Genomic DNA, 2153 nt, shown 5'->3' on the forward strand with positions numbered 1-2153 from the left:
CGGAGGTTAGGATGCTGATCGGTTCGAGTCGGCAGCTGCGTGTCTACGCTTTCGCGGCTGCGGTGGATATGCGCAAAGGATTTGACGGCTTGGCGGCGTTGGTGCGCGAGCAACTGGGCCACGATCCCGGCGATGGGGCTCTGTATCTTTTCGTGAGTCGCAACCGGATTCGAGCCAAGGTCTTGATGTGGGACGGAACCGGCTTGTGTCTCTATGCCAAGCGCCTTGAGGAGGGCCGATTCGCGCCTCTTTGGGGGCGCCAGGTCGACGGCGAGGTGACGCTGTCGATGTCGGAATTGGCGCTGTACCTCGAGGGTTGCCAAGAGGTGGGTCGCCGGCCGATTTCGCCTCCTGAAATCGACCCTAATCGACAGATTCTAAGCGACTTATCTGATACAATCGAGCGGTGCTCGACATCGAAGCCATCAACGATCCGGGGCAACTGCGCAACGTCTGCCGCGCCTACGAGGCCTCCCACCGAGTTCTGGTCGACCGCCTCGAGACTCTAGCGAAGCGGATCGCCGAGCTCGAGGGCTTAGAGGCGGCTCAGGCTGCTCTCGAGCTACCGGATCTGCGCATCGGGGCGCCCGAAGAGGCGAAGCCTAAAGCGGCCGAGAAGCCCCCCAAGAAACCTCGCAAACCTCAGACGGGTCACGGTCCCACTCCTCAGCTCGAGTTGCCGATCGAGGTCACTGACTATCACTGCGAGGAGGCTCCGGAGTGTCCGGCATGCAGCCTGAAGATGTCGATCTGGCCGGGACAGTTCGAGGAGTCCGAAGAGATCACCGTCATTGAGACGAGCTTCAAGATCTCCCTTCAAAGGCGGGCGAAATATCGCTGCACCTGTCATGGAGCTGTAGTGACCGCCCCTGGGCCGGAGAAATTGATCCCGGGCGGTCGCTACTCCGTGGACTTCGCGGTGCATACCGCGATCGAGAAGTTCTGCGATCACCTCCCTCTGGCTCGGCAGTGCCGCCGCATGCAACGCCATGGGCTCGTCGTCACGACCCAGACGCTGTGGGATCAACAAGTGGCACTGGCTCGACACCTCGAGCCGACCTGGCGCAAGCTCTGGGAGCTCGCGCTCTGCGAAGACATTCTGCACGTCGACGAGACGGGCTGGAAGATGATGGGGTCGAAGACCAAGCCCAACTGGACGCTCTTCGGCCTTACCGCGCCTCAGCTAGCGGTCTATCATCTGGCGAACTCGAAGTCGGCGAAGGCAGCCCAGGAGATCCTCTCGGGTTTCAAAGGGACTTTGGTCGTCGACGGTTACCAGGTCTATCCGATCGTCGCGGATCTCGAAGAGATGATTCGCATCGCCCACTGTTGGGCCCATGCCGACCGGAAGTTCAAGGACGCGAAGGATCCGCCGGCGCAGGTGGCTCAGATGCGCGGTTTGATCGCCAAGCTCTATGAGATCGAACGGGAGGTCGAAGGACCTTTCCCGGGGAATGCGGCTGCGCAGGAAAAGCGAAAGGCCCTGCGAAGCGACGAATCGGCTCGGGTGGTCCAGAGAATTCGCGAGGCAGCCTTCAGTTTCGGAGGTCTGCGCCGCAGTGCCTTCGGCAAGGCCTTGAGATACCTGCTCAACCACTGGGACGGCCTGACCCTGTTCCTGGAAGATCCACGGATCGCCCTGGATAACAATGCCGCCGAGCGGGTGTTGCGCGGACCCGTGGTCGGTCGGAAGAACTTCTACGGCAATCGCTCCGAGCGAGGGGCGAAGACGGCCGCGGTCCTCTACTCGCTAATCGAGACCGCCAAGCTGAACACCCGCGATCCCGCTGCCTACCTCCGCGAAGCAGCGACGGCGGCGATCCGGTGCCCTGGCGACGTCACGCTGCCGTTCTGACCAACGCCGCCGTAGTCTCATCACGGCGCGTTTCTTTCCACAAGACGGGGCACGGCGAGCTCTTACGATCGAAGGACGGAAAGCGCACTCCCACTTGACGGACCTGAAGGGGCCTTGGAAGCGGCTCCGCGAACGGGCGTGCCTGGAGAATCTCCGGATCCATGATCTGCGGCATTCCTTCGCGGCGGTCGGAGCGGGACTGGGGCTTTCGCTGCCGATGATCGGCAAGCTCCTCGGTCACAGCCAGCCCGAGACGACGGCACGCTATGCTCATCTGGCGGCCGATCCGATGCATGAG

The 2153-nt window shown here is 62.3% G+C and carries 3 protein-coding genes; all 3 read left to right on the top strand.

Annotated elements, in window-relative coordinates; all coding sequences use genetic code 11:
* Positions 1-11: 11 nt before the first annotated feature.
* Positions 12-509: an IS66 family insertion sequence element accessory protein TnpB gene (gene tnpB / locus GY769_23270; protein MCP4204840.1), complete on the top strand. Its 498-nt coding sequence runs from the start codon at positions 12-14 to the stop codon at positions 507-509.
* The gene (locus tag GY769_23275) at positions 407-1855 is read left to right on the top strand and encodes an IS66 family transposase (protein ID MCP4204841.1); all 1449 of its coding nucleotides are present in this window, start codon (positions 407-409) and stop codon (positions 1853-1855) included. Before tnpB ends, GY769_23275 begins: the two co-directional genes overlap by 103 nt.
* A partial coding sequence (locus GY769_23280; GenBank protein ID MCP4204842.1) for a tyrosine-type recombinase/integrase occupies positions 1782-2153 on the top strand: 372 nt, incomplete at its 3' end. The genes GY769_23275 and GY769_23280, both read left to right, overlap by 74 nt.

The sequence above is a fragment of the bacterium genome, assembly GCA_024224155.1.
In the GTDB taxonomy this organism is placed as follows: Bacteria; Acidobacteriota; Thermoanaerobaculia; order Multivoradales; family JAHEKO01; genus CALZIK01.